General features: G+C 68.7%; 24 protein-coding genes. 13 read left to right on the top strand and 11 right to left on the bottom strand.

Annotated features, from left to right (window positions below; translation table 11 throughout):
• Positions 1 to 21: 21 nt before the first annotated feature.
• Positions 22 to 180 carry a hypothetical protein gene (locus tag PQV94_RS14325; RefSeq protein WP_274286440.1) on the top strand — a complete coding sequence of 53 codons (159 nt, stop codon included), beginning with the start codon at positions 22 to 24 and terminating at the stop codon, positions 178 to 180.
• Between the two features lie 155 nt (positions 181 to 335).
• The gene (locus PQV94_RS14320; RefSeq protein WP_274286439.1) at positions 336 to 698 is read left to right on the top strand and encodes a DUF7882 family protein; all 363 of its coding nucleotides are present in this window, start codon (positions 336 to 338) and stop codon (positions 696 to 698) included.
• A gap of 235 nt (positions 699 to 933) precedes the next feature.
• Here PQV94_RS14320 and PQV94_RS14315 read toward each other — a convergent pair whose 3' ends face one another.
• The 6 genes from PQV94_RS14315 to PQV94_RS14290 all read right to left on the bottom strand — a co-directional run bounded on the left by PQV94_RS14315 (position 934) and on the right by PQV94_RS14290 (position 4,206).
• Complete coding sequence (locus tag PQV94_RS14315; protein ID WP_274286438.1) at positions 934 to 1,224, bottom strand: hypothetical protein; 291 nt, start codon at positions 1,222 to 1,224, stop codon at positions 934 to 936.
• Positions 1,221 to 1,682: a sensor histidine kinase gene (locus PQV94_RS14310; RefSeq protein WP_274286437.1), complete on the bottom strand. Its 462-nt coding sequence runs from the start codon at positions 1,680 to 1,682 to the stop codon at positions 1,221 to 1,223. The genes PQV94_RS14315 and PQV94_RS14310 overlap by 4 nt, the downstream gene beginning before the upstream one ends.
• A 79-nt stretch (positions 1,683 to 1,761) precedes the next feature.
• Complete coding sequence (locus tag PQV94_RS14305) at positions 1,762 to 2,085, bottom strand: hypothetical protein (protein ID WP_274286436.1); 324 nt, start codon at positions 2,083 to 2,085, stop codon at positions 1,762 to 1,764.
• 30 nt (positions 2,086 to 2,115) lie between these two features.
• Positions 2,116 to 2,613 (bottom strand): lipocalin-like domain-containing protein, encoded by a 498-nt coding sequence (locus tag PQV94_RS14300; protein ID WP_274286435.1) that lies wholly within the window; start codon positions 2,611 to 2,613, stop codon positions 2,116 to 2,118.
• Positions 2,610 to 3,104, bottom strand: a complete 495-nt coding sequence (locus tag PQV94_RS14295; protein WP_274286434.1) for a MaoC family dehydratase — start codon at positions 3,102 to 3,104, stop codon at positions 2,610 to 2,612. The genes PQV94_RS14300 and PQV94_RS14295 overlap by 4 nt, the downstream gene beginning before the upstream one ends.
• Positions 3,105 to 3,231: 127 nt before the next feature.
• A complete protein-coding gene (locus tag PQV94_RS14290; protein WP_274286433.1) occupies positions 3,232 to 4,206 on the bottom strand; it encodes an RNA polymerase subunit sigma-70 in 975 nt (324 codons plus the stop codon).
• Positions 4,207 to 4,269: 63 nt separating this feature from the next.
• Between PQV94_RS14290 and PQV94_RS14285 the strand changes: the two genes are divergently transcribed.
• Positions 4,270 to 4,560 carry a DUF1905 domain-containing protein gene (locus PQV94_RS14285; protein ID WP_274286432.1) on the top strand — a complete coding sequence of 97 codons (291 nt, stop codon included), beginning with the start codon at positions 4,270 to 4,272 and terminating at the stop codon, positions 4,558 to 4,560.
• 241 nt (positions 4,561 to 4,801) lie between these two features.
• Positions 4,802 to 6,451 carry a sensor histidine kinase gene (locus PQV94_RS14280; protein ID WP_274286431.1) on the top strand — a complete coding sequence of 550 codons (1,650 nt, stop codon included), beginning with the start codon at positions 4,802 to 4,804 and terminating at the stop codon, positions 6,449 to 6,451.
• Between the two features lie 75 nt (positions 6,452 to 6,526).
• On the opposite strand, the gene PQV94_RS14275 is transcribed toward PQV94_RS14280, so the two are convergent.
• Positions 6,527 to 7,012, bottom strand: coding sequence for a hypothetical protein (locus PQV94_RS14275; protein ID WP_274286430.1), 486 nt, complete (start codon positions 7,010 to 7,012; stop codon positions 6,527 to 6,529).
• Between the two features lie 132 nt (positions 7,013 to 7,144).
• On the opposite strand from PQV94_RS14275, the gene treS reads away from it, so the two are divergent.
• Positions 7,145 to 9,445, top strand: a complete 2,301-nt coding sequence (treS, locus tag PQV94_RS14270; RefSeq protein WP_274286429.1) for a maltose alpha-D-glucosyltransferase — start codon at positions 7,145 to 7,147, stop codon at positions 9,443 to 9,445.
• A gap of 1 nt (position 9,446) precedes the next feature.
• On the opposite strand, the gene PQV94_RS14265 is transcribed toward treS, so the two are convergent.
• Positions 9,447 to 10,682 carry a maltokinase N-terminal cap-like domain-containing protein gene (locus PQV94_RS14265; protein ID WP_274288293.1) on the bottom strand — a complete coding sequence of 412 codons (1,236 nt, stop codon included), beginning with the start codon at positions 10,680 to 10,682 and terminating at the stop codon, positions 9,447 to 9,449.
• Between the two features lie 372 nt (positions 10,683 to 11,054).
• Between PQV94_RS14265 and chvE the strand changes: the two genes are divergently transcribed.
• From chvE to PQV94_RS14245, 4 genes are all read left to right on the top strand, one after another.
• Complete coding sequence (gene chvE, locus PQV94_RS14260; protein ID WP_274286428.1) at positions 11,055 to 12,170, top strand: multiple monosaccharide ABC transporter substrate-binding protein; 1,116 nt, start codon at positions 11,055 to 11,057, stop codon at positions 12,168 to 12,170.
• A gap of 75 nt (positions 12,171 to 12,245) precedes the next feature.
• Complete coding sequence (gene mmsA / locus PQV94_RS14255; protein ID WP_274286427.1) at positions 12,246 to 13,775, top strand: multiple monosaccharide ABC transporter ATP-binding protein; 1,530 nt, start codon at positions 12,246 to 12,248, stop codon at positions 13,773 to 13,775.
• 1 nt (position 13,776) lies between these two features.
• The gene (gene mmsB / locus PQV94_RS14250; RefSeq protein ID WP_137418164.1) at positions 13,777 to 14,988 is read left to right on the top strand and encodes a multiple monosaccharide ABC transporter permease; all 1,212 of its coding nucleotides are present in this window, start codon (positions 13,777 to 13,779) and stop codon (positions 14,986 to 14,988) included.
• Positions 14,989 to 15,039: 51 nt separating this feature from the next.
• On the top strand, positions 15,040 to 16,266 hold the full coding sequence (locus PQV94_RS14245; RefSeq protein ID WP_274286426.1) for an ROK family protein: 1,227 nt from the start codon (positions 15,040 to 15,042) through the stop codon (positions 16,264 to 16,266).
• On the opposite strand, the gene PQV94_RS14240 is transcribed toward PQV94_RS14245, so the two are convergent.
• Together PQV94_RS14240 and PQV94_RS14235 are read right to left on the bottom strand one after the other, a co-directional pair.
• Positions 16,199 to 19,000, bottom strand: a complete 2,802-nt coding sequence (locus PQV94_RS14240; protein ID WP_274286425.1) for a hypothetical protein — start codon at positions 18,998 to 19,000, stop codon at positions 16,199 to 16,201. The two genes, PQV94_RS14245 and PQV94_RS14240, sit on opposite strands and share 68 nt — an antisense overlap.
• On the bottom strand, positions 18,997 to 19,653 hold the full coding sequence (locus PQV94_RS14235) for an ABC transporter ATP-binding protein (RefSeq protein ID WP_274286424.1): 657 nt from the start codon (positions 19,651 to 19,653) through the stop codon (positions 18,997 to 18,999). The genes PQV94_RS14240 and PQV94_RS14235 overlap by 4 nt, the downstream gene beginning before the upstream one ends.
• 177 nt (positions 19,654 to 19,830) lie before the next feature.
• Here PQV94_RS14235 and fumC point away from each other — a divergent pair, with 177 nt between their 5' ends.
• The 4 genes from fumC (at position 19,831) to PQV94_RS14215 (ending at position 25,791) form a co-directional block, all read left to right on the top strand.
• The gene (fumC, locus tag PQV94_RS14230) at positions 19,831 to 21,297 is read left to right on the top strand and encodes a class II fumarate hydratase (protein WP_274286423.1); all 1,467 of its coding nucleotides are present in this window, start codon (positions 19,831 to 19,833) and stop codon (positions 21,295 to 21,297) included.
• 27 nt (positions 21,298 to 21,324) lie between these two features.
• Complete coding sequence (locus PQV94_RS14225) at positions 21,325 to 22,155, top strand: MIP/aquaporin family protein (RefSeq protein ID WP_274286422.1); 831 nt, start codon at positions 21,325 to 21,327, stop codon at positions 22,153 to 22,155.
• 438 nt (positions 22,156 to 22,593) lie between these two features.
• A complete protein-coding gene (locus PQV94_RS14220) occupies positions 22,594 to 25,194 on the top strand; it encodes a family 43 glycosylhydrolase (RefSeq protein WP_274286421.1) in 2,601 nt (866 codons plus the stop codon).
• A gap of 81 nt (positions 25,195 to 25,275) precedes the next feature.
• Positions 25,276 to 25,791 carry an ASCH domain-containing protein gene (locus tag PQV94_RS14215; RefSeq protein ID WP_274286420.1) on the top strand — a complete coding sequence of 172 codons (516 nt, stop codon included), beginning with the start codon at positions 25,276 to 25,278 and terminating at the stop codon, positions 25,789 to 25,791.
• A gap of 58 nt (positions 25,792 to 25,849) precedes the next feature.
• Here PQV94_RS14215 and PQV94_RS14210 read toward each other — a convergent pair whose 3' ends face one another.
• Entirely contained in the window at positions 25,850 to 26,023 is a 174-nt protein-coding gene (locus PQV94_RS14210; RefSeq protein WP_274286419.1) for a hypothetical protein, read from the bottom strand.
• Between the last annotated feature and the right edge of the window lie 3 nt (positions 26,024 to 26,026).

Genomic DNA, 26,026 nt, shown 5'->3' with positions numbered 1-26,026 from the left:
GCCCCCGCGTAGAAACGGTGGATGCGTTTCGTCGTCCCCGTGCAACTGATCGAGCCGATCGACGGCGAGCGCTACGGACACGGCGTCGAGGTCGACGCGGAGAACTGGGCGGATGCGATGGCCGATGTCCTGATCGCCGTGGGGTCCGACTGGGAGGTGGCGGAGCCGTTTCGCTCCTGACGTAACCCGTTTCGCGCAAGGGGGTTGTGCATCGACAGCGCCCGGAGGATCGTGGCTGGTCAACCGCCCGCTCGGAGCGTGTCGATTTCTCAGGTCTGGACCATCGTCAAACGGCTGATCGTCGCTCACTCCGCGTGGGCAGGCCGGAGTCCATCATGGGAAAGCTGATCTACGACCAGTACACGAAGGCGGAGTTCGAAGACCGCACCCTCGCTCATCTCCAGCAGGTGATCTTCACCAAGCTGCGCCGCAACGAATCGTTCGCGCTCACCTGGAAGGACGACGTGAGTCTCGGTAGCGGGCGGACATCCGTCTGGCTGCATCCGAACGCCAATCTGCAGTTCAAGTTCTTCGGCACGCGCGAGCCCGCCCTGAACCGGGCATGGCTCGAAGCCCTCGCCTATACAGCGAACGGACCCACGGGTCTCTACGTCGTGCCGGAGCCGGCGCCGCACGAGCCGCCGGTGCCGACGCTCCACGGGTCGTCGCAGCGCTTCGATCTCGTACCGGCGGACTGAACCCGCATCGCGTGCAGACTCTGCTCAGATCCGAGCGGGCCCGCACGCGGATCAGCACAAGGATGCTGCGCCGCCGACGAGATCCGCCAGGCGAACTGGCCCGCATCGTTCGGGTGCAGATGATCGCCCGAATCGAAGGCCGGAAGGATGCGGCTGGGATCCGCCGGGTCGGCGAGAACTCCGTCGAAGTCGATGACATCGACATCCGCGATCCGACCCGAGCGAAGCGCCGCGTTCAAAGGCTGCTCGGCAGATTCGGAGAGGACTCGAGCACGCGCGTGGCGCTGATGCTCCGGTTGATCAGCTGGCAGTCGTGGGCTGCGGCGTCGCCGGCTCGTTCGACGAGGCTCGGCCAATCGTGCCCGCCGGTGGCGTGATAGCCCTGGGAGATCGACGCGCCGATCACCACGGTCGCCGAGTCCGCCCTCGGAGCGGGGATGCCGGCGACCATCGCGGTCGTCGCGACGGCTGCGGCGGCGCAGATGCCCGCTGCCCATGCGGTCGCGCGACGGCTTGCTCGCCTCACAGTGCGGTCGACGTCGAGTCGCCCGGGAACCGAAGCGTGAGCAGAATCCCGCCCGACGGTCGAGAGCTCAGCGAGAGGTCGATCGTGTGCAGCTCGGCGATCCGCTGCGCGATCGACAAGCCCAGCCCATGGCCGTTCGCCGCGGTCCGCGCGTGGAGCCGGGTAAACGGTTCGGCGAGTGTCTGCAGCTGTTCCGGCGGGATGTGCTCGCCGTCGTTCTCGATGGCGAGCACGGGGTTCCCGGCCGCGGTGAGCGAGACGGCCACCGTCCCCCCGTCGCGGTTGTGAAGGACCGCGTTGCGGAGCAGGTTCGACAGCAGCTGCCGCAGCAGCTGCGGGTTCCCCGTGACCAGTACCGGGTCGAGGCGGAGTCTCACCTTGAGGCGACGCTCGCGGATATCGGGTTCGAGCTCGCTGATCTGTCCGGCGACGAGCTCGCGCAGATCGACCTCCGTCATGCTCAGATGAGCCTCTGCGGACGCGAGCTCCAACAGGGCGCTCGTGATGGTCCTCGACGGTTAGTACGCGCACCGGCGGTCACCTCCTCGGCAAGTCGAACACAGCCGACCTAAACGCAGCGTAAAGCGGATGCCGAACGCTCGCCGCGACCTGGATCGCGTCGGTGATCGCTATGGCGGTGCCCACGATCTCGCCGTACAGTTTCCCGCCCGTGCGCCTGGCCGAGTTCATCGCGGGAATCGCCGCGGCATGTCTCATGCGCGACCACGGCTGGCGCCTGCGCGGCCTCGTCCTCCCGCTGTCGGCGACGTTGGGGGGATATGTCGCGGCATCGCTGCTGGCAAACACGCCTTTCGGCGCGGCGTCTGCGACCGGCATCGGCTTCGTGCTGTTGTTCTGCACGGGGCATCGAACGGCCCGTGCACGCTCTCCTCACCCGCCGCCGGTGAGCTTCGTCGCAGCCGGAACACCCTCGGGGCTCGTGGCGCCGCCATCCCGCCGCCACACCAGCTCGCTGTGGAACGAACGACCGTCGGCGGCCACGCGGGGTGACGCAGTGATCGTCAACGTGTCTCCGTCCACGGCGAGGTGACGTTCCTGCCCCTGCCCGGTCCAGTTCGTGAACAGCGAGACCTCCATTCGATGCACGACGGTGCTCGTGGCTTCATCGAGGCTGTAGTGGCCCGCGTAGGCGATGAACTTCCTGGTCATCGCCGCGTACTCGTCCGCGGTCGCGCTGTGCGGGTCGCCGGCGCGCGAGGTGGGCCGGGTGCTGTCGCCGAGGGTCGCCGACACGAAGCCCTCGGGGGTGTAGCAAAGGTAGCCCGCGGGCCTCGGCCCCAGCTCGTCGACGCGCTGTCCGTCCTCGTAGACGGAGACGACGCTGACGAGCGACCACGCGCCGATGATCTCCGCGCGGCGCAGGCTCATGAACCGGCCGTCGGGGTGAGGGTGAGCAGGTACGTGTGCGCTCCGTCGAGCACGAGCTCGCCGCGCTGGTTGTGGATGGTGGCTCGCGTCGTGACCTGACCCGCGCCGTCGACCTCGGACAGATCCGTGATCTCCAGCTTCGGATAGAGCGTGTCGCCCGCGTGGACCTCTCCCAGGAAGCGCGCGCTCACACTCGTGAACGCGATGAAGATGTCGCCGATGTAGTGCGGGAAGAGCGTCGCGCCGGGCGCGGTGAAGGCCAGGACCTGCAGGCCATGCACCACCGGGGCACTGTGTCCGTGCGCTCTCGCATACTCCTCGTTGTAGTGGATCGGGTGGTTGTCGGCCGATACCGCCTGGAACGCCGAGGCGTGGGCGTCGGTGAGGGTGCGACTGGGGGCGCGGAAGATGTCGCCGACCTCGAGCTGCTCGAACGTCTTGGCGGGAACGATCAGGAAATCGGACGGGTCGAAGGCGGGGGTGCTGCTCATGGCTGTCTCCGTTTCACGCGGTGTCCGCCGGCGGTGAAGGCGGCTTCGCGGCGAGTCAAGCCGAGTTCACGCATCCGGTCGCCGGACAGGTGACGAGACTGCGCTCGACAGGTCTCCGGTCTCGGGCTCAGACGATGTCGTGCGGCAGCCCGAACCGTGCGAACAGTCCCGGGTCCAAGAATGAGGCGATCTCCGCGATGCGCCCCCGCTCGACCGTGAGGATCGTGAGCGACCAGGCCTTGTGCGAAGCGCCGTCGGTCTCTCCGAGGTAGAAAGCGACGGCGGGCTGGCCGTTGGCAGTCAGCACCTGCGTCCGCCAACTCGGACAGAGGGTCATGGGCACGGCGTGTGCGAAGGCCGCCACCGCATCCGCTCCGGCGTACCACGCTTTGAGCGGCGGCATCTGCCAGGTCACATCCGGAGTGAGCAGCGCCACGAAAGCGGGGAGGTCTGCGCAGGCCAGCGCCTGCGCGAAACGGCGCGCGAGGTCGAGCTGATCGGGCCTCGTCGGTGGCAGGGGTCGGTCGGCCCGGGCAAGGGAGCGTCGGGCGCGGCCCAATGCGGAGTGCACGGATGCGGGGGACGTTGAGAGGATCTCGGCGACGTCCGGAGCGGAGAAGCCGAGGACGTCAGCGAGGAGGAACGCTGCGCGCTCGTTGCCGCTGAGCTGCTGCAGAACTGCCACGAAAGCCAGTTCGATGTCTGCTGCACGCTCGCTGTGCTCGGCGGGGTCTGGGTACGGGGTGAGCCAGGCGGTCTCGCTGTGCGGTGCGGCATCGACGATGGAGACGGGGGACGCGGGCCCGAGGTCGATCGGCAGCGCTCGCCGCCCGCGTGCGGTCGCTTCATCGATGCAGGTGCGGGTGACGATCGTGTAGAGCCAGGTGCGTATCGAACTGCGCCCGTCGAAGTGTCCGTAGGCTCGCCACGCGCGCAGCAGCCCATTCTGCAGGGCGTCGTCGGCGTCATGCACAGAGCCGAGCATGCGATAGCAGTGGGCGTGAAGCTCTGCACGCAGAGGCCCGAGTTCGCTCTCGAACCGTGCCTGCGAGAGGGGCGAACGGGTGTGGGCGGCGTCTTCGTTCACGAGATTCCGGCCCATGCGACGATTCTGCCCGCTTCGCGCAGTCTTACCTTCGACACTCACCGATGCCGAGGAGGCGCCATGTCGTTCGAACCCGTTGCTCTCGACCACACCTTCACCGCGCCGATCGGCGTAGAGGTGAAGGGACAGACCTGGTCGTGCGTCGAGGTGCCCGGCTCTGCAGACTTCTTCGGCACAAAGCGCGCAGTGCGCGTCGATCTGTCGGTCGACGATGTGTCGCTCGAGAATGTGGGACTCATGGTGACCGGGCGCGGTGGGCACATGCTCTCACTCAACTCCGGCGTGCGGCGGAAACTGCGTAAGGACATCGGGGACCAGGTGACGGTGCACCTCTCGCGGCGGCTCAGCTGAGCCGAACCCTCCCGCATCCGCCACAGTTCTGCGCAGGTGCGTCAGTGAATGAGTGTGGCGGATGCGGGAAAGTGGTGCGGTTGCGCAGAGGCGACGCAACTCGGGCAGCGGGTGGGGGTATACACCTCCACCCGATGTACGAGAAGGGCGACGCGCCGATAACCCCGCGCGCGCTACTGTCAATCGTTCCGTCGTGGGGACGGAAGCGTTCCGTCGTGGGGACGGAGAGATCGGAGGAGGGGTGGCTTCCGACAGCACTTCGGCATGGCGTGCGCGACTGTATCTCTTCGCGCAGACCCAATCGGCGATTCTGGCGACGTTCGTACTCCTCGCCGTCGTCGCGGCCATCTTGGGGGTGATGCCAGAGCAGCCGCTGCTGACGATCATCGGCTACCTCATCGTCGCGGCCGCGACCGTCATCTCCCTCGCCCTGCCGTTCGAGAGGTGGCCCTTCTCGCGGCAGTCGGCGATCGCCGGAGCGGACCTCGTGGCCGCCATCCTGCTCGCGCTGTCCATGTACAACGACGTCCGCGCGATCGCCGCCCTCGCCGCCTTCCCCGCTGTGTGGCTCGCGACCATCGGCGGCAGGCGAGGAGCGGCCGCGGGGCTCGTGGGCGTCTACGTCGCGATCCTCGCGCCGCCGCTGCTCACGCGGGTGCCGCTCACATCGGCCAACTGGGCGAGCGTGCTGCTGTTCGCCATCGTCATTCCCGTCTTCGTGGTCGTCGCCCGCATGCTCGTGGAGACGAACCGGAACTTCCAGGCGCTCCTGAGCGACGCGCGCGAACGCGAGAGCGTGAGCGGCAAGCAGATCGAGCGCCTCGGTGCGGTACTGCGCAGCTACGCCGAGACGGCCGACATCGGCATCGTCGTGCTCGACGAGAACAAACGCGCCCTCATCACGAACCGCCGGTCGCGCGCCTTCGCGGAGCTTGCAGAGCTGGATCCGTCGACGGGCGTCTGCGCGCACATGTACACCGCCGATCGCGTGACCCCCGTTCCCGCCGCCGAGCAGGCGCTGCAGCGGGCGATCCGTGGCGAGGCCGTCGAGGGGGAGCTGTTGTGGATCGGTCCGCCGGGCAACCAGCTCGCCCTGATCTCCACGGCTCTGCGCCTGCATGCCTCGGACGGGGCGAATCTCGGAACGATGGTGGTCGCACAGGACATCACCGACCAGCTGCGTCGCGGACGAGAGCGGGAAGACGCGCTGGCGACCCTGTCGCACGAACTGCGCGCGCCCCTGAACGCGGTCATCGGATACGCCGATCTCCTCCTGTCGGAGCCGCTGCCGGTGCAGTCGCGGGCACACGTCGATGTCATCGCCCGAAACGCCGACCGACTGCTCGCGCTGTCCAATCGCTTCCTCGACGGCCTCCATTCGTCTGCGCGCCTGGAGATGACGGACATCTCGCTGCGCTCGGTCGTGGAGGAGGTCGTCGACTCGTACGCGCTGCCCGCGCTCGCGCTGCGCAGGGTCACGATCGACATCGAAGAGGATGCCCTCGTGCGGTCGGATCGTGGCGCACTGGTCGCCGTTCTCGGCAATCTGGTCTCGAACGCGGTGAAGTACTCGCACGAGGGCGACGAGGTGCGCGTCGTGGCAGGGGCGAGCCCGGAGGCGGTCCGGTTCACCGTCGCGAACACCGGCTCGCACATCGACCGACAGGATCTGGAGCGCGTCTTCGACCGGTTCTACCGCACCGCAACGGCGCGCGACAGCGCCGTACCGGGAACGGGGATCGGACTCGCGGTGAGTCGGACCCTCGCCGCCGCGCTCGGCGGCTCTCTGACGGCCGACGAGGTGGCGGAGGGAGCGTCCTTCACCCTTCGCCTGCCCACCCGGGCCGCCGAGTCCGATCACCCTCCGGAGGCGATGGAGGCATCGGCGTAGCATCGGAACGCTCGGCCGTTGCCGCCATGAGCGCGCAGCGCTGGGAGTGCACGATGGTCGCGAACAGCATCCGTCTCACCGCTCCCGGTCCGCACGCACCTCGCCGACGCTGAAACATCCGGCGCACGGTACGGCGAGCACATCGCCCGGCTGCAGGTCGCCGGGGAGGCTCACGCGCGCGCTCTCACCGTCGACGCCGCGCAGCTCCAGCGCAATCTCCCGTGCATGCGAGACGCGGCCCAGCAGACGCGCTTCTCGCCACATCGGCCGGTGCAGATCGAAACGCGTGTCGAGGCAGGCCCCGGTGGGGTCGACGTCCGTCACGGTCGCGACGATGACCGTCACGGACTCGTCGGGCGAAGCGGTTCCTCCCGAGAAAGGGATGACGGCGGCGCCCGAGTAGACGCACGGCGTGGAACAGATCTCGGCCAGCCGCAGTATCGACACCCCGGAGATGACGACGTCGCGCGGCGATGCGTGCGTGCCGGCGGGCCAGGCGGTCTCCTCGAGCGGTGCGGGCAGGCTGTTGCGGAGTGTCGGAAGAAGAGACGTGAGTGTCATGCACCCGGTCTACGCCGGGCCTGGGCGCGGATCATCCCCGCAGACGGAATCCATGCGGGGCGCGGCCATAGTTGTTCTGCGCGATACGCGCCAGTGCTCGTGGCGAGCGGGCGGAATCTCTACCGTGGAGGAATGGCGCGCGACGACCACCGGCCCGAAGACCTCTACACCGGCCCCATCGACCTGCCCAAGATGGCCGCGGAGGCCGGGGAGGGCGAGCTGGAGGCACCTGAGATCAGCTACGACGAACAGCGGTATCCGGCTCGTCCGCGGCGGCTCCGCCCGCGCGATCAGTTCCGCGGCGGCAGCGTGCGCCGCATCCGCACCGACCCGCGCACTGCCAACGGCACGAATCCGTCATACGTCGAGTGGCTCGTGCGGCAGTCGATGCTCAAGGACGCGGATGTGCTCGCGCGGCAGCTCTCCGGCCAGCCCGCGATGTGGCGCAACCCGTACGCCCGCCCCGACGCGCGCCGGGCGATCGCGACGAGCGACGTATGGTTCACGGCCTACCCGATCTCGCTCATCACCCGACCGGGGCAGTCCTTCCTCGCCGCCCTCGGTGACGAGGAGTTGTGGGCGGTCTTCGAGCGTATCGGGATCACGGCCATCCACACCGGGCCCGTCAAGCGCGCCGGCGGCATCGCAGGATGGGGGGAGACCCCGAGCGTCGACGGACACTTCGACCGCATCAGCACGGCCATCGACCCCGCCTTCGGAACCGAGGACGAGTTCCGGACGCTCTGCGACGTCGCCGATGCGTACGGCGGCAGCGTGATCGACGACATCGTTCCCGGGCACACCGGCAAGGGGGCCGACTTCCGTCTGGCGGAGATGGGCTTCAAGGACTACCCGGGCATCTACCACATGGTCGAGATCCCGCGGGAGGACTGGTCGCTGCTCCCGGATGTGCCCGACGGCGTCGACAGCGTGAACCTCGACCCGGCCACCGAGCACGAACTCGCCGAGCGCGGTTACATCATCGGGGCGCTGCAGCGCGTGATCTTCTACACGCCGGGGGTGAAGGAGACCAACTGGAGCGCCACAGCGCCCGTCATCGGCCCCGACGGCGCGACCCGACGCTGGGTGTACCTGCACTACTTCAAGCAGGGGCAGCCCTCGATCAACTGGCTCGATCCGACCTTCGCCGGGATGCGGCTGGTGATCGGCGACGCCCTCCACTCCCTGGGGGAACTCGGTACGAGCGCGCTGCGCCTCGATGCCAACGGATTCCTCGGCGTGGAGAAGAGCGCCGAGGGGCTGCCGGCATGGTCGGAAGGGCACCCGCTCTCCCACGCGGCGAACCACATCATCGCGGGCATGGTGCGAAAGGTCGGCGGCTTCACCTTCCAGGAGCTGAACCTGACCATCGAGGACATCCGTGACACCGGAGCCGTCGGCGCAGATCTCTCGTACGACTTCATCGGACGACCCGGCTACCACCACGCACTCGCCACGGGGCAGACAGAGTTCCTGAGGCTCGCCCTGACCTCGTCGCTCGAGCTGGGCGTCGCGCCGGTACAGCTGGTGCATGGGCTGCAGAATCACGACGAACTCACCTACGAGCTCGTCCACTGGGCGACCCGCCACGCCGAGGACGTCTACCGATTCCGTGGCCACGAGGTCTCGGGCGGTGAGCTGGCGGAGCTCGTCCGCGCCGAGTTGACCGAGCACCTGACGGGCACCGCCGACTACAACCGTGTCTTCACGCAGAACGGGATCGCGTGCACCACGGCGTCGCTGATCGCGGCGACGCAGGGCATCGAGCGTCTCGAAGACGTCCGCGGCGAGCACGTGCCCGTCATCCGTGATGCCCACCTGCTCCTGTGCGCGTACAACGCGTGGCAGCCCGGTGTCTTCGCCCTCTCCGGGTGGGACCTGGTGGGGATGCTGACCGTTCCCGCCGACGAGGTCGCCGATCTCATCTCCGCCGGGGACACGCGCTGGATCGAGCGGGGTGCTCACGACCTGCTCGACGCCGATCCCGCCGCCACACGGTCGGCGGCGGGGATGCCGCGTGGCCGCGCGCTCTACGGTCCGTTGCCCGCCCAGCTCGACGATCCCGCCTCGTTCGCGAGCCGACTCGCCGCCATCCTGGACCTGCGCCGGGAGTCGGGCATCGCGACGGCCACCCAGCTTGATGTGCCGGAGGTGGCGCACGCGGCGATGCTCGTGCTCGTGCATCGTCTGGACGACGGGGATGCGGCCTCCGACGCGCCGATGCAGGTGACCGTGCTGAACTTCTCCGGCGAGCCGATCGTCGGGACGGTGCGCTCGGAGCATCTCCTCCCGCAGAGCGACGTGATCGACGCCGCCACGGGCGAGGATGCGGGACGCGTCGACGATCTGCAGAGCTTCTCGGTGTCGCTGCCCGCGTACGGTGCGCGGTTCCTGATGCTGCGCGCACCGGAGCCGGAGCCGGAGGCCGACTGAGTCAGTCGGTCAGCGCCTGGTCGATGCCGGCGAGCGGGACGGGCAGCCAATCCGGGCGATTGCGCGCCTCGTAGACCGACTCGTAGACGGCCTTGTCGAGCACGAGGGCTCGAAGCAGGACCGGATCGAGCGCGACCGCACCCGGCGCATTCGCGTACGCATCGAGAAAGGCGCTGCGACAGGCGGCGGACCACGCCGCCGCATCCGGGGCTTCGCCGACCGCTCCCGCGTAGTCGAAAGAGCGCAGCATGCCTGCCACGTCGCGCGGCGGGAGATCGGGAATCGCCCGTTCGGTCATGGGGCGCAGCGGCTCGCCCTCGAAGTCGACGAGACGCCAGCCGCCGTGCGGCACGGCGAGAACCTGGCCGAGGTGCAGGTCGCCGTGGATGCGCTGCAGGAGGGGCCATGTCCGATCGAGCGCGGAGCGGTAGACGGCCTCGATCGCGGGCAGACGGTTCGCGACCGCCGGGACCTCTGCCGCCGCGATCCGCAGTCGACGCCGCCAGGCGACGCCGACGGCGGCGACCGCATCCTCATCGGGAGCGGATGCGCCGAGAGTCGCGCCGAGCGCGCCGTGCACGCCCGCCACAGCCGTGCCGAGGTCGCGGGCAGCCTCCGTGAAGTCGCGCCCCTCGCGCGCCGCCTCCAACGCCACCGACCATCCGTCGCGGACCCCGCGCAAGAACTCCTGTGCGAACGCGAGCGTGCCGCGCGCGACGCCGGATTCGCGTCCGACATCCGGCCATTCGGCGTCGAGGCTTCCGAAGAATCGGGGGACATAGGGTGACCCGGCGCCGCTCAGCACGCGCTGCACGGTGACATCGGGGTTCTCGCCGTGGTGGAGGGTGCGGAAGAGCTTCATGATGATCGACGGCTGGCCGTCCTCGTCGAAGATGATCGACGTGTTGGACTGCTCGACCGCCAGCACCCGGGACCCCGTCACACGGCTCACATCGACGCCCATCGCCTCGAGGGTGCCGATCGCGAAGGCGCTCTGGCGCGCGGCATCCACGAGGAGTCCGTCGACGGTTCGGCCGATGACGTCGTCGGTCGCCTCCGCGCGGGAGACGATTCCAACGGGTACGTGATAGAGCGCCGGAAGGGTGCCGGCGTCGTCCATCAGCAGGTAGCGGGTGGCGGCCGGTGCGGGTTGGGCATCCAGCACGCGGAAGCGCGGATCGTGGCTCTTCCCTGCGTACCACCGCTGCTGCGCGACCCAGGCGCCGATGTCATCCATGATGTCCACGCTGTCCACCCTGGCGGCTGGGCTGCACCGAAGGAAGGGCTGGACGCACGCGGTACGCAGGGCTTAGGCGCCCGGCGCTCGCCTGCGCCGGGGGAGCATCCGTTCGTCGAGTGAGTACATCATCGGGTGCTCGCTCGACGAACGGATGCTCGCTCGCGCCCGGCCGTGTCTTCCGCTCCGCAGGGATCGCTCCCAACGGATTATGTTGTGCCTCTAGACAAAATCGGCTGGGGTGGTTAATTTTACGGAGCCGTCATAATTCCGACGGTCATCAGCCGGGACGACGAAGCCCCGAGCCCGCCGCAGCGACAGTGCGGGCGCGCCGCTATCGGCCTTGCGATTCAGAGAGGAAACGCACATCACATGAAGAAGAAGCTCCTTGCGGCCGTGGCGGTCGGCGCCCTCGCCATCAGCCTCGCCGCGTGTTCGTCGACGCGGGGCGGCGACGACCCGTCCGGCGCCGCCGCCTCGACCGACTGCAACGTCGGCATCGCGATGCCCACGCGCAGCCTCGAGCGCTGGATCAACGACGGCGAGCAGCTGCAGGCCAAGCTGAAGGATGCCGGCTGCACCGTGGACCTGCAGTACGCCGACAACAAGACCGATCAGCAGATCAGCCAGATTCAGAACCAGATCGCCGGCGGTGCGAAGATCCTCGTGATCGCCGCCATCGACGGTTCCACGCTCGGCCCGGTGCTCGAGGAGGCGAAGGCGCAGAACGCCACCGTCATCGCCTACGACCGCCTCATCAACGGCAGCGAGAACGTCGACTACTACGCCACGTTCGACAACTACAAGGTCGGCACCCTCCAGGGCCAGTACATCGAAACCCAGCTGGGCCTCAAGGACGGCAAGGGGCCCTTCAACCTCGAGCCCTTCGCCGGCAGCCCCGACGACAACAACGCGAAGTTCTTCTTCGCCGGCGCGTGGGACGTCCTGAAGCCCTACGTCGACAACGGACAGCTGGTCGTTCCCAGCGGCAAGGCTCCCGCGAACGACGACGCATGGGCGTCGATCGGCATCCAGGGCTGGGCGTCCGACAAGGCCCAGGCCGAGATGGACAACCGCCTCTCGTCGTTCTACGGCGACGGCAAGAAGGTCAACGTGGTGCTCTCGCCCAACGACAGCCTCGCGATCGGCATCGAGGCGTCGCTCAAGTCGGCGGGCTACGCCGCGGGTGCGGACTACCCGATCATCACCGGCCAGGATGCGGACAAGGCGAACGTCAAGGCCATCCTCGACGGCCTGCAGGCCATGACCGTCTGGAAGGACACGCGCGCGCTCGGCGACCGCGTGTTCACGATGATCCAGGAGATCACGCAGGGCAAGGAGGTCGAGGTCAACGACACCAAGACCTACGACAACGGCAAGAAGGTCGTGCCCTCGTTCCTGCTGACGCCCGAGGTGGTCACGAAGGACGACGTGCAGTCGAAGCTCATCGACTCCGGCTTCCTCAAGGCCTCCGACGTCGGTCTCTGATCCATCCACGCGGCGGGGCGGGCATCACCCGCCCCGCCGCTCGAGCGTCGCCCGCGGGCGGCGAAGGGACACACCATGACCGAACCGATCCTGCGCATGGCGGGGATCTCCAAGTCCTTCAACGGCGTGCCGGCGCTCTCCGACGTCTCGATCGACGTCTATCCCGGCGAGGTGCACGCGATCTGCGGCGAGAACGGCGCGGGCAAGTCCACGCTCATGAAGGTGCTCAGCGGCGTCTACCCGGCGGGCAGCTTCCAGGGAACGATCACCCTCTCCGGGCAGCAGGTCGCGTTCCGCTCGATCAACGACAGCGAAGCGGCCGGCATCGTGATCATCCACCAGGAGCTCGCCCTGAGTCCGTATCTCTCGATCGCCGAGAACATCTTCCTCGGCAACGAGAAGTCCCGCCGCGGCGTCATCGACTGGAACGCCACGAACCGGGAGGCCGCAGCGCTGCTCGAACGGGTGGGGCTCAACGAGAACCCCGCGACGAAGATCTTCGAGCTCGGTGTGGGCAAGCAGCAGCTCGTGGAGATCGCGAAGGCGCTGGCCAAGGAGGTGAAGCTGCTCATCCTGGACGAGCCCACCGCGGCGCTCAACGACGACGACTCCGCTCACCTGCTGGATCTCATCGACCAGCTGCGGGCGCAGGGGATCACGTGCATCATCATCAGCCACAAGCTGAAGGAGGTGCTGCGCATCGCCGACCGCATCACCATCATCCGCGACGGACGCACGATCGAGACGATGCGTCGCGACGATCCCGAGACGGATGAGGGGCGCATCATCCGCGCTATGGTCGGTCGCGATCTCAACAGCCTGTTCCCGCCGCGCGAACCCGACATCGGCGAGGAGCTGTTCCGCGTCGAGCACTGGACCGTGCACCACCCCGTCGACACCGAGCGCGTCGTGATCGACGACGCATCCTTCATGGTGCGCGCGGGGGAGATCGTCGGCTTCGCAGGCCTCATGGGGGCGGGGCGCACCGAGCTCGCGATGAGCGTCTTCGGCCGCATGTACGGCACCGGCATCTCGGGTGAGGTCTACAAGAACGGCGAGCTGATCGACGTGCGCACGGTGGATGCGGCGATCCGCCACGGCATCGCCTATGCCACCGAAGACCGCAAGAAGTACGGGCTGAACCTGATCGGCGACATCCAGGTCAACGTCTCCGCATCGGCGCTCGCGCGACTGGCGCGGCTCGGGGTCGTGGACCGCTATCGCGAGTACAAGGTCGCCGACTCGTACCGCTACAAGATGAACATCAAGGCGCCCAGCGTCGCTGCCATCACGGGCCGGTTGTCGGGCGGCAACCAGCAGAAGGTCGTGCTCTCGAAGTGGATGTTCACGGGTCCCGACGTGCTCATCCTCGACGAACCCACCCGCGGCATCGACGTGGGGGCGAAGTACGAGATCTACGGCATCATCAACGAACTCGCGGCGCAGGGGAAGGCGGTCATCGTCATCTCCTCGGAGCTTCCCGAGGTCATCGGGCTCTCCGACCGTATCTACACCATCTCCGAAGGGCGCATCACGGCAGAAGTCGACCGTGCCGACGCGACCCAGGAAACGCTCATGCGGCACATGACCGCCGGAAGGAACTGACATGGCTACTGCGTCGACGCAGACGGTGGACACCCCGCCGAAGAAGAGGCGGGGTCTGCTCGCCCGGATCAACTTCCGGCAGTACGGCATCCTGGCCGCCCTGGTCATCATCATCGTGCTGTTCCAGGTGATGACCGGTGGTCGCCTCCTGATGCCCGGCAACGTCAACAACCTCATCCAGCAGAACGCGTACGTCCTGATCCTCGCTATCGGCATGGTGATGGTGATCATCGCCGGCCACATCGACCTGTCGGTCGGTTCGGTCGTGGCGATGGTGGGCGCGATCGCGGCGATCTCCATGAACAACTGGGGCTTGCCGTGGTGGGCGGCGGTCATCCTCTCCCTCGTCGTCGGCGCGGTCGTCGGTGCATGGCAGGGGTTCTGGGTGGCGTTCGTGGGGATACCGGCGTTCATCGTGACCCTGGCCGGCATGCTCCTGTTCCGCGGTCTCACGCTCGTGCTGCTCACCGGCGGCACGATCAGCGGGCTCCCCGACGGTTTCACGGCGATCGGCGCCGGGTGGCTTCCGCCCGTCTTCGGCTACGTCGCGGACCGCGACGCGCTGACCCTCGTGCTCGGCCTTCTGGCTTCGGTCGCACTCGTGGCTCAGCAGCTGCGCACGCGTGCCACGCTGCGCCGGATGGAGCTGCCGCGCGAGGTCGCGTGGTCGTTCTGGCTGAAGAACGCGGTCGCGGTCGTGGCCATCATGGCGACGGCGTGGACGCTCGCCACCTACAACGGAACGCCGATCGTGCTCATCATCCTCGCGGTGCTCGTGCTCGCCTACACGTTCGTGCTCAACCGAACGGTGTTCGGCCGGCACATCTACGCGATGGGCGGCAACCTGTTCGCCGCCGTCATGAGCGGCGTGAAGACGAGGTGGGTCAACTTCTTCATCTTCGTCAACATGGGCGTGCTCGCCGGCCTCGCGGCCGTGGTGAGCACGGCCCGTGCCGGCAGCGCCGTCGCCTCGGCAGGTCAGAACTACGAGCTGGATGCGATCGCCGCCGTCTTCATCGGCGGGGCGGCGGTCCAGGGCGGTATCGGCACGGTCGTCGGCGCCGTGATCGGTGGCCTCGTGATGGGCGTGCTCAACATGGGGCTGTCGATCCTGAGCGTGGATGCGGCGTGGCAGATGGCGATCAAGGGCATCGTGCTGCTGCTTGCGGTTGCCTTCGACATCTTCAACAAGCGACGCAGCGGCGGCGCGTGAGCGCCGCGCCCCGCGCCGGGCAGCCGCCGGACGCCGTGCCAGAATTGCCGGGTGACTGCGGTGACCGTCGCGACGGGGCCTGATCTTCCACCCCCCGCGGGCTCCGCGGGGGGTGGAACCACGAATGACGCGGTCCGCCGGCAGAACCTCGTCGCTGTGCTCTCGGAGCTCCGGCTGAACGGCACGCTCTCGCGTGCGCAGCTCAGCGCGCAGACGGGGCTCAACCGGTCCACGATCACGGGCCTCGTCTCGGAGCTGATGGATGCGGCCCTGGTTCGGGAGCTGCCCGCGGTCCCCTCGACCGGCAAGGCGGGTCGGCCCATCGCGGAGCTGCAGGTGGACGACGCCGTCTCGGCCATCAGCGTCGGCGTGGATGCGGACGGTGTCACCGTCGCGCTCATCGGACTCGCCGGCACGGTGCACGCCCGCCTCCATCACGACACCGCCCGGCCCGTCAGCCCGCGCCGCTTCGTGCAGCTCGCCGTCGACCTCATCAACGTGATGCGAGCCGACATCGATCGGCACTATCGGGTGGTGGGCGTGGGGCTCGCGGTGCCGGGCCTGGTCGACGCCCGCGGATCGGTGCTGGTGGCACCGACGCTGCAATGGCGGAACGAGCCGATCGCCGCGCGGATGTCCGACAGGCTCGGCATGCACGTCACGGCGGGCAACGACGCCAGCATCGGCGCGCTCGTGGAGACGCGGTTCGGCGTCGCCCGCGGGGTGCGCAATCTGCTCTACCTCGGCGGCTCTCTGCGCGGGATCGGTGGTGGGGTGATCATGGACGGCACGCTGCTGCGCGGAACATCCGGCTATGCGGGCGAGCTCGGTCACACGGTCGTCAACCCCGGCGGCATCAAGTGTGTTTGCGGTCGGCGGGGATGCCTGGAGGCGGAGGTGGACCTCAGCCTCATCGAACCGCTGCTGGGACGCCGACGACTCGACGAGGACGAGTTGGATGTCGAACTGGGTGTCGCACGAGACCCGAAGGTCATGGCAGAGGTCGCACGGCAGGTCGACGTGCTCTCGATCGCTCTGACCAACTTCGTCAACGCCTTCAGCCCCGAGCTCGTGGTGCTCTCGGGCTACCTGGGTTCGCTTCTCTCCGTCAGCAGAGAGCGGCTGTCGGCGGCGGTGCGCCTGCATCCGTTGGGAGCGGAGGGGCGCGTCGTCCGCCTCGAGCGTTCGCGGCTGCGCTCGCGACTCATGCTCATCGGGCCCGCCGAACTCGCCTTCGCGCCGATCCTCGCCGACCCGACGACCGCGCCCCGTCGCTGACGAGGATCAGCCCCGCGGCGGTGGCGGCGACGATCCCGACGACGACGGCCGCGACGGTCGCTGCGGGCGCGAAGGCGAGCGCACCCGCCGTCGTCAGCGCCGCCCCCGCCACCACGCCCGGCACCGCCGCGGTGAAGATCTCGGCCGCGGCCGCGCGCCGCAGGTGCGTGCGCTGCCAACCCATCGCGCGCAGCGCCTGCTCCGCGGTCGTGCGCCGCTCGAGCCCGAGGCGCCGGATCACGACGAGCAGGATGTAGGCGGCTCCGAGGGTCACGGCGATCAGGGTGCCCTGTGGAACGAGCGCCTGCGCCGCGGCGAACGATCCCAGGCGCGAGTCTCCGGCGGCAGCACGACCGGTGATGAGCACCGCGACCGCGGTCGCGGCCGCCAGGGCGACGAGCGCCAGTGCCGCAGCCAGCGCCAGTGTCGTTCCCCCGCTCGTGCGGGCGTTGCGCAGACCCAGCAGGGCCGGCGTGGTGACCGCGCGCGATCCGTTGCGCGGTCGGCGGGCGACGACGGTGCGCACGCGGGCGCTGCGCGCCACCAGCACGGCGGATCCCACGACACTCGCCGCGACCGCGATCCCGACCAGATACGAGGTCGTCTCGATCACGGCCGAGGTTAGCAGGGTGAGTGCGCCGATACCCCCGAGCAGGAGTGTCGCGACGGCCTCTTCGGAGAGGAACCAGCTGCGGATGCGCCGGCGCGTCCACCCCACTTGGCGCAGCACCGCCGCATCCGCCCGCCGCGAGGCGATCGAGCTCAGCTGCGTGAACAGCAGCAGTGCCGTCGCTGCGAGCATCGACATCACCAGGAGGGCCAGGCTGGTTCCCGAGACCCCCTCGGAGGCCATCGCCGCCGCCCCGAGTCGCGAGTACTCCTGCGTGACGACGAGATGTGCGTCATCACCGGCGGTGCCGGTCGGTGGTTCGAGCGCCACCGGCACCGTCTCGAACGACGATCCCGCGACGATGGTGACGGTCAGGCCGAGATCCCGGATGCGGGACGCCACGTCGAGGATCTTGGCCTGCGCATCGGCGGTGTACCCCTCGATGCCCGCGACGCGGACCCGGATCGAGGAGACCGGATCAGTCATGTGCAGATACTGCGCGTTCTGCAGATCCGCGATCGCGAAGGCTCCGGAGGTGTTCAGCCCCAGCCCGGAGAAGGATGCGGGCAGCGCGGTGCCTGCGGAGGCGTCCGCGCCGTCGACGATGATCGGTGCGGACTCGTCGTATCCGAGCCCCACTTGCCCCAGCGCCGCGCCCTCGTCCTGCAGCTGCGCGGGGGTGAAGGTGCCGACCGGCCACGTGTTCGTCTCGTACGGACCGGCCGTGCCCGCATCCGTCCCCGGGAAGGGCGTCATGGACGAGAAGAGCAGCTCGCCGTCGGACTCACCGGTCGCCCGGAGCCGGAGCTCGGGCGCGGATGCGTCGCTCTGGCCCGCCGGATCGTCGGCGGGGACCGCGTGCGCGATCGTCGTCGCCTGCGGATCCATGGCCGACAGGACGGGCGAGCCTGCGAGCCGGAACATCGGATACCGCGCGTAGGCAGCCGCCGGCGGCGGAGTCCAGCCGGGCCACGGAATGTCGATGCTGTCGAAGGTCAGGGGAGATAAGGCGTCGCCCGGCTCGCCGGAGTAGAGGGTGGTCGTCGCGCCCGTGCCGGCGGCGCCGAGATCCGGGAAGACGCCGCCGTCGCCTTCGGACGTACGCGTCAGGGCGGCAGCGAGCTCGCCGGCGGGCGCCTCCAATGGAGTCAGCGCCACCTCCAGATGCGCGGCCGGTGTGTCGACGGCACGGGTGAGGATCGGCGTGGGTCGCGTGGCGACGCCCTTCGCGAACAGCGTGTTCAGATCATCGCCCAGCGACGGAGGGTCGGCGGGGTCGAAGAAGTTGTCGCCCAGGCGGCCGATGAGCGCGCTCGTCTCGATGAGGGGGTCCATCACCGCTCCGGCGTCGCCGAGCAGCCTCTTCTCGGCGACAGGGTCGATCAGCACCACGTGGGCTGTCCGGACGGCCTCGACCGGCAGCGTGAGCGCCACGACCCCCTCTCCGGGCGGCGGCTGCTCGGGCGACTCCCATCCGCCGAACGTCCACGCCACGTTGCGGTCGACGTCGGTCTCTGCGCCGTAGGCGATCTCACCGGACGACGTGACCGCGCGCACCGGTCGCATCTCGCCGTCCTGCAGTTGGCGATAACCCTCCCATGCCGTCTGATCGACGACGATGTCGACGCTCGCATCGATCGTGCGCGCCGGCGTGACGCCGTCGTCGATGAGCAACGAGGTGGACACCCGGTAGGCGCGGGGTCCGGCCGCCGAGCCGTCCAGTGGCACGATCAGCGTCGCCTTCGCGACATCGGTCGTGGGTGTCGTGAACGCGCCGATCGGGGCGGCGACCTCGACTCCCGCCACGCCCTGGACCCGTGCCACATCCGCACTCGCGATGTGACCGAGGCTGGCATCGGTCAGAGCGCCGGGGCCGAGCAGGCCACCGCTCGCGCCGCTGAGCGGCGACGAACCGCCCGCCGTCACGAGGATGTCGTAGTCGCCGCGCCAGTTGGCATCGAGCGTCTCGCGCAGGGCTTCCGCAGACGCGCTCTGCAACCCGGATGCTGCCACCAGCACGATCCCAATGAGCGCGAGGGAGGTCAGACGCAGGCGTCGGCGGAGGAAGCGGGTGAGAGCGCGCGGAACGCGCGCTCGATCGCGGCGGGGGACACGCGGGCTCATGTCATCGCGGTCCGGGTGTCGGCGGTCTCGATGAGCTGCGGGTCGTGCGCCGAGACGAGGACGGCCGTGCCCGCATCCGCGATGGAGCGCAGCAGTGCGATCACACCGTCGGCGTTCTGCCGATCGAGGCTCGCCGTCGGTTCGTCCACGACGAGCAGACGCGGCTCGAGCAGGAGCGCACGGGCGAGTGCGACCCGTTGGCGTTCGCCGCCGGAGAGCTCCGCGGGATGAGACCGAGCCCGCCCACCGACGCCGAGGCGGCCCAGGAGATCCCGCGCCTTGCGGCCGAGGTCGCGGCTGCGCCGACCGGGGACGGCCGGCAGAAGCACGTTCTCGAGGGAGGTCAGACCGTCGATCAGCACGCCGCCCTGGTCGAGGTAGCCGACGTGGGTGCGCCGCAGTGCCGTCGTCGCGTCGTCGCTCTGCGCCGACACGTCGATTCCCGACCACGCCACGCTGCCGGAGGTCGGCCGGACGAGACCCGCTGCGGCCTTGAGAACGCTCGTCTTGCCGGAACCGCTGCGGCCGGCGAGGCAGTGCATGCGTCCGGCGGGGACGTCGATGGAGAGATTCTCGATGATGACGAGATCGGGCTGTCCGGCGCGCGGATAGCGGATCGTCACGTCTCGCAACGCCAGCGGGGCAGAGATCACGAGGCGACGATAGCGCCGCCGCCGATCGTCGTGGGGTGACCGAGAGTATGGCGAGTCAGATTCCGTCGAGGGTCTGGCGGGCTTCCTCCGGATGTCGCAGCACTGTGGGCGCTGCGCTTCCTAACGTCGCTGGCACGAGTCGACCGGCTCGTCTGAAGCAGAAGCGGAGATTCGATCATGAGCACTGCCGCCGGCACCACCGACATCCCTGCCTACGTCGACGTCCCGATCGGACTGGACGCGTCGGGCGAGCGTCTGGAGTTCGACAGCATGGGACAAGTCGCCGTCCCGGCCGACCGCTACTGGGGTGCGCAGACCCAGCGTTCACTGCTGCACTTCTCGATCGGCAACGACCACATGCCGGTCGAGGTCTACCGCGCCTACGGGTACGTGAAGAAGGCCGCCGCGCTGGTGAATGAGGCCGCGGGACGGCTGCCGTCGTGGAAGGCCCGCGTCATCACCCAGGCGGCGGACGAGACGATCGCCGGCGAGCTCGACACCGAGTTCCCGCTGTACGTCTGGCAGACGGGTTCGGGGACGCAGAGCAATATGAACGTCAACGAGGTCATTTCGAACCGTGCGATCCAGCTTCTGGGCGGCACGCTCGGGTCCCAGCATCCGGTCGGGCCCAATGACGACGTGAACATGGGGCAGTCCAGCAACGATTCGTTTCCGACAGCGATGAACATCGCCGCCGTCACCGAGATCGATCAACGACTGCTGCCCCGGCTGAGAGAGCTGCACCGCGAGATCGCGGAGAAGTCCCGGCAATGGATGGGTGTCGTCAAGATCGGTCGCACGCATCTCGAGGACGCGGTGCCGCTCACCGTCGGACAGGAGTGGTCGGGCTACGCCGCGCAGCTGGAGAAGGGGATTCGCGACGTCGAGCACGCGCGCGACGGCCTGTACGAGCTCGCGCTGGGCGGCACCGCCGTGGGAACCGGGTTGAACGCGCCGGCGGGCTTCTCGAAGAATGTGGCGGCAAAGATCGCCGAACTCACGGGCAAGCCATTCGTCACGGCGCCGAACAAGTTCGAGGTGCAGGGCTCGCTGGACGCGATGGTGCGGGTGCACGCGGCGTTCCGCGGCATCGCGGTGACGCTGATGAAGGTGGCCAACGACATGCGATGGCTCGCCTCCGGTCCTCGGACGGGCCTCGCCGAGCTCATCCTCCCCTCGAACGAGCCGGGGTCCTCGATCATGCCGGGCAAGGTCAATCCCACCCAGTGCGAGGCCATCGTCATGATCTCGATCCAGGTGATCGGCGACGATTCCGCCGTCGCGTTCGCCGGCTCGCAGGGCAACTTCGAGCTCAACGCGATGCGTCCGATCATCATCAACAACGTGCTGCACTCCGCGCGCATCCTCGGTGACGGCTGCGAGAAGTTCCTCACGTACTCGGTCAAGGGGACCCAGCTCAACGAGACCAGGATCTCGGCGTACGTCGAGGACAGTCTGATGCTGGTCACCGCGCTGAGCCCTGTCATCGGCTACCAGAACGCCGCGCACATCGCGGAGGCGGCGCTCGCGAAGGGGCAGACCTTGCGCGAAGCCGCGCTCGCCTCCGGCAAAGTGACGGCTGAGCAGTTCGACAAGATCGTCGTCCCGGCCAACATGATCGGATCCGGAGTCGGCGGTGCGTGACCTGCGCGCGAGAGGGGAGGGACGACCATGAGCGGATCGATTCCGACCGGGCGTGGGATCTCGCAGGCGAAGCAGGAATTCATCGCCTCGGTGGGAGGCCCTCGCGCCTACGCGGACTGGACGAACCCGCGGCATCGCCTGCGCAGGCTCATGTCGGAGGCGATCGGGGTCGGCGGTCTCACGTTCATCCTGTCGGGCGGCGCGGCGATCATCACGCGGTGGGGCGGTCAGATCGGGGTGTGGCAGCTCGCGCTGGTGCTCTCCGCCGTCTCAGGACTCTGGCTGATGGTCGCTGTCTTCTTCCTCGGCGACATGTCGGCCCACTTCGATCCGGCCGTCACGCTCGCCTTCGCCCTCCGCGGCGACATGGGCTGGATCATGGCCGGGTTCTATTGGCTCGTGCAGTTCGCGGCGGCGTCCGCGGGCTCGTTGCTGGCGCTCGCCTTCGCAGGCGGGGGCGGCGACCTGGCCGCCACAAGGCCGCAACCGGGACTGGAATGGTCGGCGGTCGGGTTCGAGGCGGTGCTCACGTGCGGTCTCGTGCTGCTCGTGCTCAACATGGCGAACGGTCCCAAACTCAACGGGCCCTTCATCCCGATCGCCGTCGGCGGCTACATCATCGCGTGGGGCACGATGGGAGGCCCGTTCGAGGGTGCGTCCATGAACCCGGCGCGCAGTTTCGGCCCGGCCCTGGCCACGGGCGACTTCAGCGGCTACTGGGTCTATCTCTTGGGGCCCGTCATCGGTGCCGTCGTCGCCGTCGGCATCGCGCGCGTGTTGCGCGGACCGGCCTCTGCGGTGGAGGCGAAGGCCGCCCAGGGCACGCCCTTGGCTCACCGACCGGAGCCGAACAGCTGAGCATCCGACATCCGGATACGCGAGCGTCCCGTCCCGGTCATCCGAGGCGGGACGCTCCCCGTGCGCGGGTGTGCGCCTCCTTCGGGATCGAAGGCGAAGACGTCGAAAATCGTTCGAAACTGGGAGTTCGTTATGCAACACCATTGTGTTAGCGCTAATGGTACCGGTAACATCGCGAACGGTTCCCCATCCTCGCGTTTTCGCCGACGACTAGACGCCGACGACGCAGGGTGAGTCGGCCCCTCGCAGCGGCGACCAGCCTGCGTGCGAAGGGGACGGCGTCCCGCGGCCTCCCGTGCGCGGACAGGGTGCAGTGAGCGAGGTGGCTCGCTGCGTCGGAACCGGGTTCGTGGCCGGTGAGGCCGGCGACTGATCGACGGGAGCGGCGCTTTCGCAGATGAGGGCGCTGGTGGCACTCGAACTCAAAGGAGACAAGACGTGAGACCACCCCTACGCACCCCTGGGCTGAGGAAAGCTCGTTACTCACGCGCCTTCGGCGCCCTGCTCGGCATCGGAGCTCTCGCTCTGTCGTCGGTCATCGCGGTCCCTGCTGCGCACGCAGCGCCGACCGAGCCGCCGGCCGTCGCCGGCAACCTTCTTCCCGACGGCCGGTTCGTGGACGGGTTCACGGGATGGACGGCGACGCGCTCCGGCACGCTCGCGCTCAGCGATGACGCAGCGAGCGGGGCGCACTCCCTCAAGGTCACCGGTCGCACCAACACCCAGTCGGGACCCTTCGCTTCGGTGACGGGCAAGCTCGAGGTCGGCGCCACCTACCGCCTCGGCGGCAAGCTCAAGTACACCGAGGGCGAGCCGACGCAGCAGTTCAACTTCACGTTCTGCCCGAGCAACTTCAACGGATGCGTCGACAACGGACAGACGTACACGCGCGGCGAGTGGGGCACCTTCTCGAAGGAGTTCACGGCGGAGGCGCGGCACGCGTCCGCGGACTGGCTCTTCGTCGAGACCCCGTGGGGGTCGAGCGCGCTGCAGGACTTCCAGGTCGACGACATGTCGTTGATCAAGGTCGCAGACGCTCCGGCGGCTCCGACCTACGGCAGCCTCGAGGAGGTGCAGACCAAGCCCATCGGCGACCACAACCCCCTCGTCGGCCACAAGTTCGGAGCCGACCCGCACCACCTGATCTACAACGGCCGTCTCTACATCTACTCGACGGATGACACCCAGCAGTACGAGGCGAACACGAAGGACGCCAACGGGCTGCCCACGCAGTCCAACGGCTACGGCGCCATCACGCGGCTGAACGTCATGTCGACGTCCGACATGGTCAACTGGGTCGACCACGGCGCGGTGCCGATCGCGCGCGAGGGCGGCGCCGCTCCCTGGGCGCGCAACTCGTGGGCTCCGGCCGCGATCGAGAAGGACGGCAAGGTCTACCTCTACTTCTGCGACAGCGGCACGGGAACGGCGGTCGTCGTGGGCGGATCGCCCCTCGGGCCGTGGACGGACCCGGTCGGCAAGAAGATCATCCCGGACACCGTGTCGCCCGACTACATCGCCGGCGGCGGATTCCCGGCGGGGATGTGGCTGTTCGACCCCGAGGTCTTCATCGACGACGACGGACAGGCGTACCTGTACTTCGGCGGCAACTCGCAGATCGGCTCCGGCAGCAACGTCCAGGGGCCGCAGAACCCCAAGTCGACGCGTGTCGTGAAGCTCAAGGACGACATGGTGACGCTCGACGGCGACCCCGTGGAGATCGATGGCCCCGGCATGTTCGAGGCCTCGAGCATGTTCAAGCGCGGCGACACGTACTACTACTCCTACTCGTCGAACTTCCAGGTGCGACCGCAGGAGGGCGTGTACCCGCCCACCGGTGCGATTGCCTACATGATGACCGACGACCCGATGAACCTGCCGGCGTCGAAGTATGCGGGTGTCGCCTTCCAGAACCAGTCGAACTTCTTCGGTGCGGGCAACGGCGGCAACAACCACTCCGACATGTTCACGTTCAAGGGTGAGACGTACTTCACGTACCACGCCCAGACGCGTGGCGCGGCGTGGGCGGCGGCGCTCGGAACCCCGGGATCGACCCAGGGCTACCGCTCGGTGCACATCGACAAGCTCGAGTTCAACGAGGACGGCACCATCAAGCCCGTTCAGGGAACCCGTGCGGGCGTCGAGCAGGTCGAGGCGTTCGACCCGTACCGCACCTTCGAGGCGGAGACGCTGGCATGGCAGCTCGGACTGAAGACGGTCGCCACGGATGCGGCGTCCGTCGAGTTCCCCGAGCACAACGGCGGCGGCAACATGGTGCTGAGTTCCATCGATGACGGCGACTTCGCCGGCATCTCCGGCGTGGACTTCGGCGACGGAGCGGCCTCGGTGTCGGCGCGCGTGAAGCCGCTCGTGGAGGGCGCCTCGATCCAGGTGCGCCTCGACCAGGTCGATGGCCCGGTCGTCGGAGAGATCGCCGTCGAGGGGACCGTGGGCGAGTGGACGACCGTGAGCGCCGATGTGAGTGGCGCGACGGGCGAACACGACGTCTTCTTCGTGTTCGCTGAGCCCGAGGCCGGCACGGACTCGAAGCTGATGGAGGTCGACAACTGGACCTTCACGGCCGAAGAGGCAACCGAGCCCGGCAACCCGGGCAACCCCGGTAACCCCGGTAACCCGGGTGAGTCCGAGGTCACCGCGGTCCTGTCTCGCACGGAGGTGCGTGCGGGGGAGTCGTTGACGGTGACGGCGCAGGGCCTCGAGGTCGCGAAGGTGGAGATCGGCATCGCGAGCACGTATCGTGCGCTGGCCACGGCCGATGTGACCGATGGCGCGCTTCGGGCGACGGTGACGATTCCCGCGGACATCGCACCCGGAGAGCACCACATCCAACTGCGCGATGGCGACCGCATCCTCGCGTCGGTCCCCGTGACCGTCCGTGCGGCGGCCGGGTCGCTGGCGGCGACCGGACAGGAGACCGCTCCGCTGATGTCGGCGTCGCTGTTCGGTGCAGCAATGCTCGGACTCGGCGTCGTGGCGATGCTGCGACTGCGCTCACGCGGGCGTCGTTCGCAGCTCTGACGGATGAGCGGGCAGTGCCCCGGGACGGCGATCGCCGCCCCGGGGCACTGCCCGCCAGTATGTAAGTGGGAGAATCGAAGGATGTCTGAACCGTCCCGTTCGTCCGTCGCCCTCAGCAGAGACACCGCAGCCGCCGAACGGATGTGGGAGGCGTACCGCGCCGCTCACCCCGAGGCGGTGGCCGCCTCACCCGAGTACACCGTCGAGCACTTCGGCGACTCCGCGCGCCTCGCCGACGAACTCCTCGAGATCGTCCTGTCGGGACGCAAACGAGCCACGGCCGAACTCGTCGCCGATTTCCTGGCGCGCGGCGATGCCGTACCGCGCATCGGCTCCCACTGGATCGCGTGCGACAGTACCGGCGCGCCGCGCATCGTGATCCGCAGCACCGAACTGCGCCTCGGTCCCTTCGGGAGCGCCGACGCCTCCTTCGCCAGAGACGAGGGCGAGGATGACGGCTCGCTCGAGAGCTGGCAGCGCGAGCACCGGCGATACTGGGAGCGTGTCAGCGCCGCGCGCGGCGCCGTCTGGTCGGAGGATGACGAGATCGTGTTCGAGCGGTTCTCCGTCGTGTGGCCGCCGGAGCACGCCGACTGAGGCGTCTGCGCGAACGAGGGGACCCCGCACCGATCGGCGCGAGGTCCCCGGGCCCGGCTCAGCTCGCGTCGCCCTCCTGAGAGGCGATGCGATCGGCGTCGGCGCTGTCGACCTGGTCGTCGTCGAGGTCCTCGTCCAGCACCTCTTCGCCGTCCACCTCGCGCGTCGGATCCTGGTCTGCACCGCCGTCACCGGGAAGCGGCACCGGGGGTGGGAAGGTGTTGTTCGACATCGT

The sequence above is a fragment of the Microbacterium sp. Clip185 genome (genome assembly GCF_028743715.1).
Classification (GTDB): Bacteria; Actinomycetota; Actinomycetes; order Actinomycetales; family Microbacteriaceae; genus Microbacterium.
This window is presented reverse-complemented; position numbering and strand designations above follow the sequence as displayed.

What these genes read in the sequence shown, in the direction of transcription:
- PQV94_RS14325 (WP_274286440.1), top strand. Translation starts at nt 22, where the DNA reads ATGCGTTTCGTCGTCCCCGTGCAACTGATCGAGCCGATCGACGGCGAG.
- PQV94_RS14290 (WP_274286433.1), bottom strand. Translation starts at nt 4,206, where the DNA reads ATGGGCCGGAATCTCGTGAACGAAGACGCCGCCCACACCCGTTCGCCC.
- treS (WP_274286429.1), top strand. Translation starts at nt 7,145, where the DNA reads ATGGCGCGCGACGACCACCGGCCCGAAGACCTCTACACCGGCCCCATC.
- PQV94_RS14240 (WP_274286425.1), bottom strand. Translation starts at nt 19,000, where the DNA reads ATGAGCCCGCGTGTCCCCCGCCGCGATCGAGCGCGCGTTCCGCGCGCT.
- PQV94_RS14275 (WP_274286430.1), bottom strand. Translation starts at nt 7,012, where the DNA reads ATGACACTCACGTCTCTTCTTCCGACACTCCGCAACAGCCTGCCCGCA.
- PQV94_RS14225 (WP_274286422.1), top strand. Translation starts at nt 21,325, where the DNA reads ATGAGCGGATCGATTCCGACCGGGCGTGGGATCTCGCAGGCGAAGCAG.
- PQV94_RS14285 (WP_274286432.1), top strand. Translation starts at nt 4,270, where the DNA reads ATGTCGTTCGAACCCGTTGCTCTCGACCACACCTTCACCGCGCCGATC.
- PQV94_RS14265 (WP_274288293.1), bottom strand. Translation starts at nt 10,682, where the DNA reads ATGGATGACATCGGCGCCTGGGTCGCGCAGCAGCGGTGGTACGCAGGG.
- mmsA (WP_274286427.1), top strand. Translation starts at nt 12,246, where the DNA reads ATGACCGAACCGATCCTGCGCATGGCGGGGATCTCCAAGTCCTTCAAC.
- PQV94_RS14300 (WP_274286435.1), bottom strand. Translation starts at nt 2,613, where the DNA reads ATGAGCCTGCGCCGCGCGGAGATCATCGGCGCGTGGTCGCTCGTCAGC.
- PQV94_RS14320 (WP_274286439.1), top strand. Translation starts at nt 336, where the DNA reads ATGGGAAAGCTGATCTACGACCAGTACACGAAGGCGGAGTTCGAAGAC.
- PQV94_RS14295 (WP_274286434.1), bottom strand. Translation starts at nt 3,104, where the DNA reads ATGAGCAGCACCCCCGCCTTCGACCCGTCCGATTTCCTGATCGTTCCC.
- chvE (WP_274286428.1), top strand. Translation starts at nt 11,055, where the DNA reads ATGAAGAAGAAGCTCCTTGCGGCCGTGGCGGTCGGCGCCCTCGCCATC.
- mmsB (WP_137418164.1), top strand. Translation starts at nt 13,777, where the DNA reads ATGGCTACTGCGTCGACGCAGACGGTGGACACCCCGCCGAAGAAGAGG.
- PQV94_RS14215 (WP_274286420.1), top strand. Translation starts at nt 25,276, where the DNA reads ATGTCTGAACCGTCCCGTTCGTCCGTCGCCCTCAGCAGAGACACCGCA.
- PQV94_RS14210 (WP_274286419.1), bottom strand. Translation starts at nt 26,023, where the DNA reads ATGTCGAACAACACCTTCCCACCCCCGGTGCCGCTTCCCGGTGACGGC.
- PQV94_RS14310 (WP_274286437.1), bottom strand. Translation starts at nt 1,682, where the DNA reads ATGACGGAGGTCGATCTGCGCGAGCTCGTCGCCGGACAGATCAGCGAG.
- fumC (WP_274286423.1), top strand. Translation starts at nt 19,831, where the DNA reads ATGAGCACTGCCGCCGGCACCACCGACATCCCTGCCTACGTCGACGTC.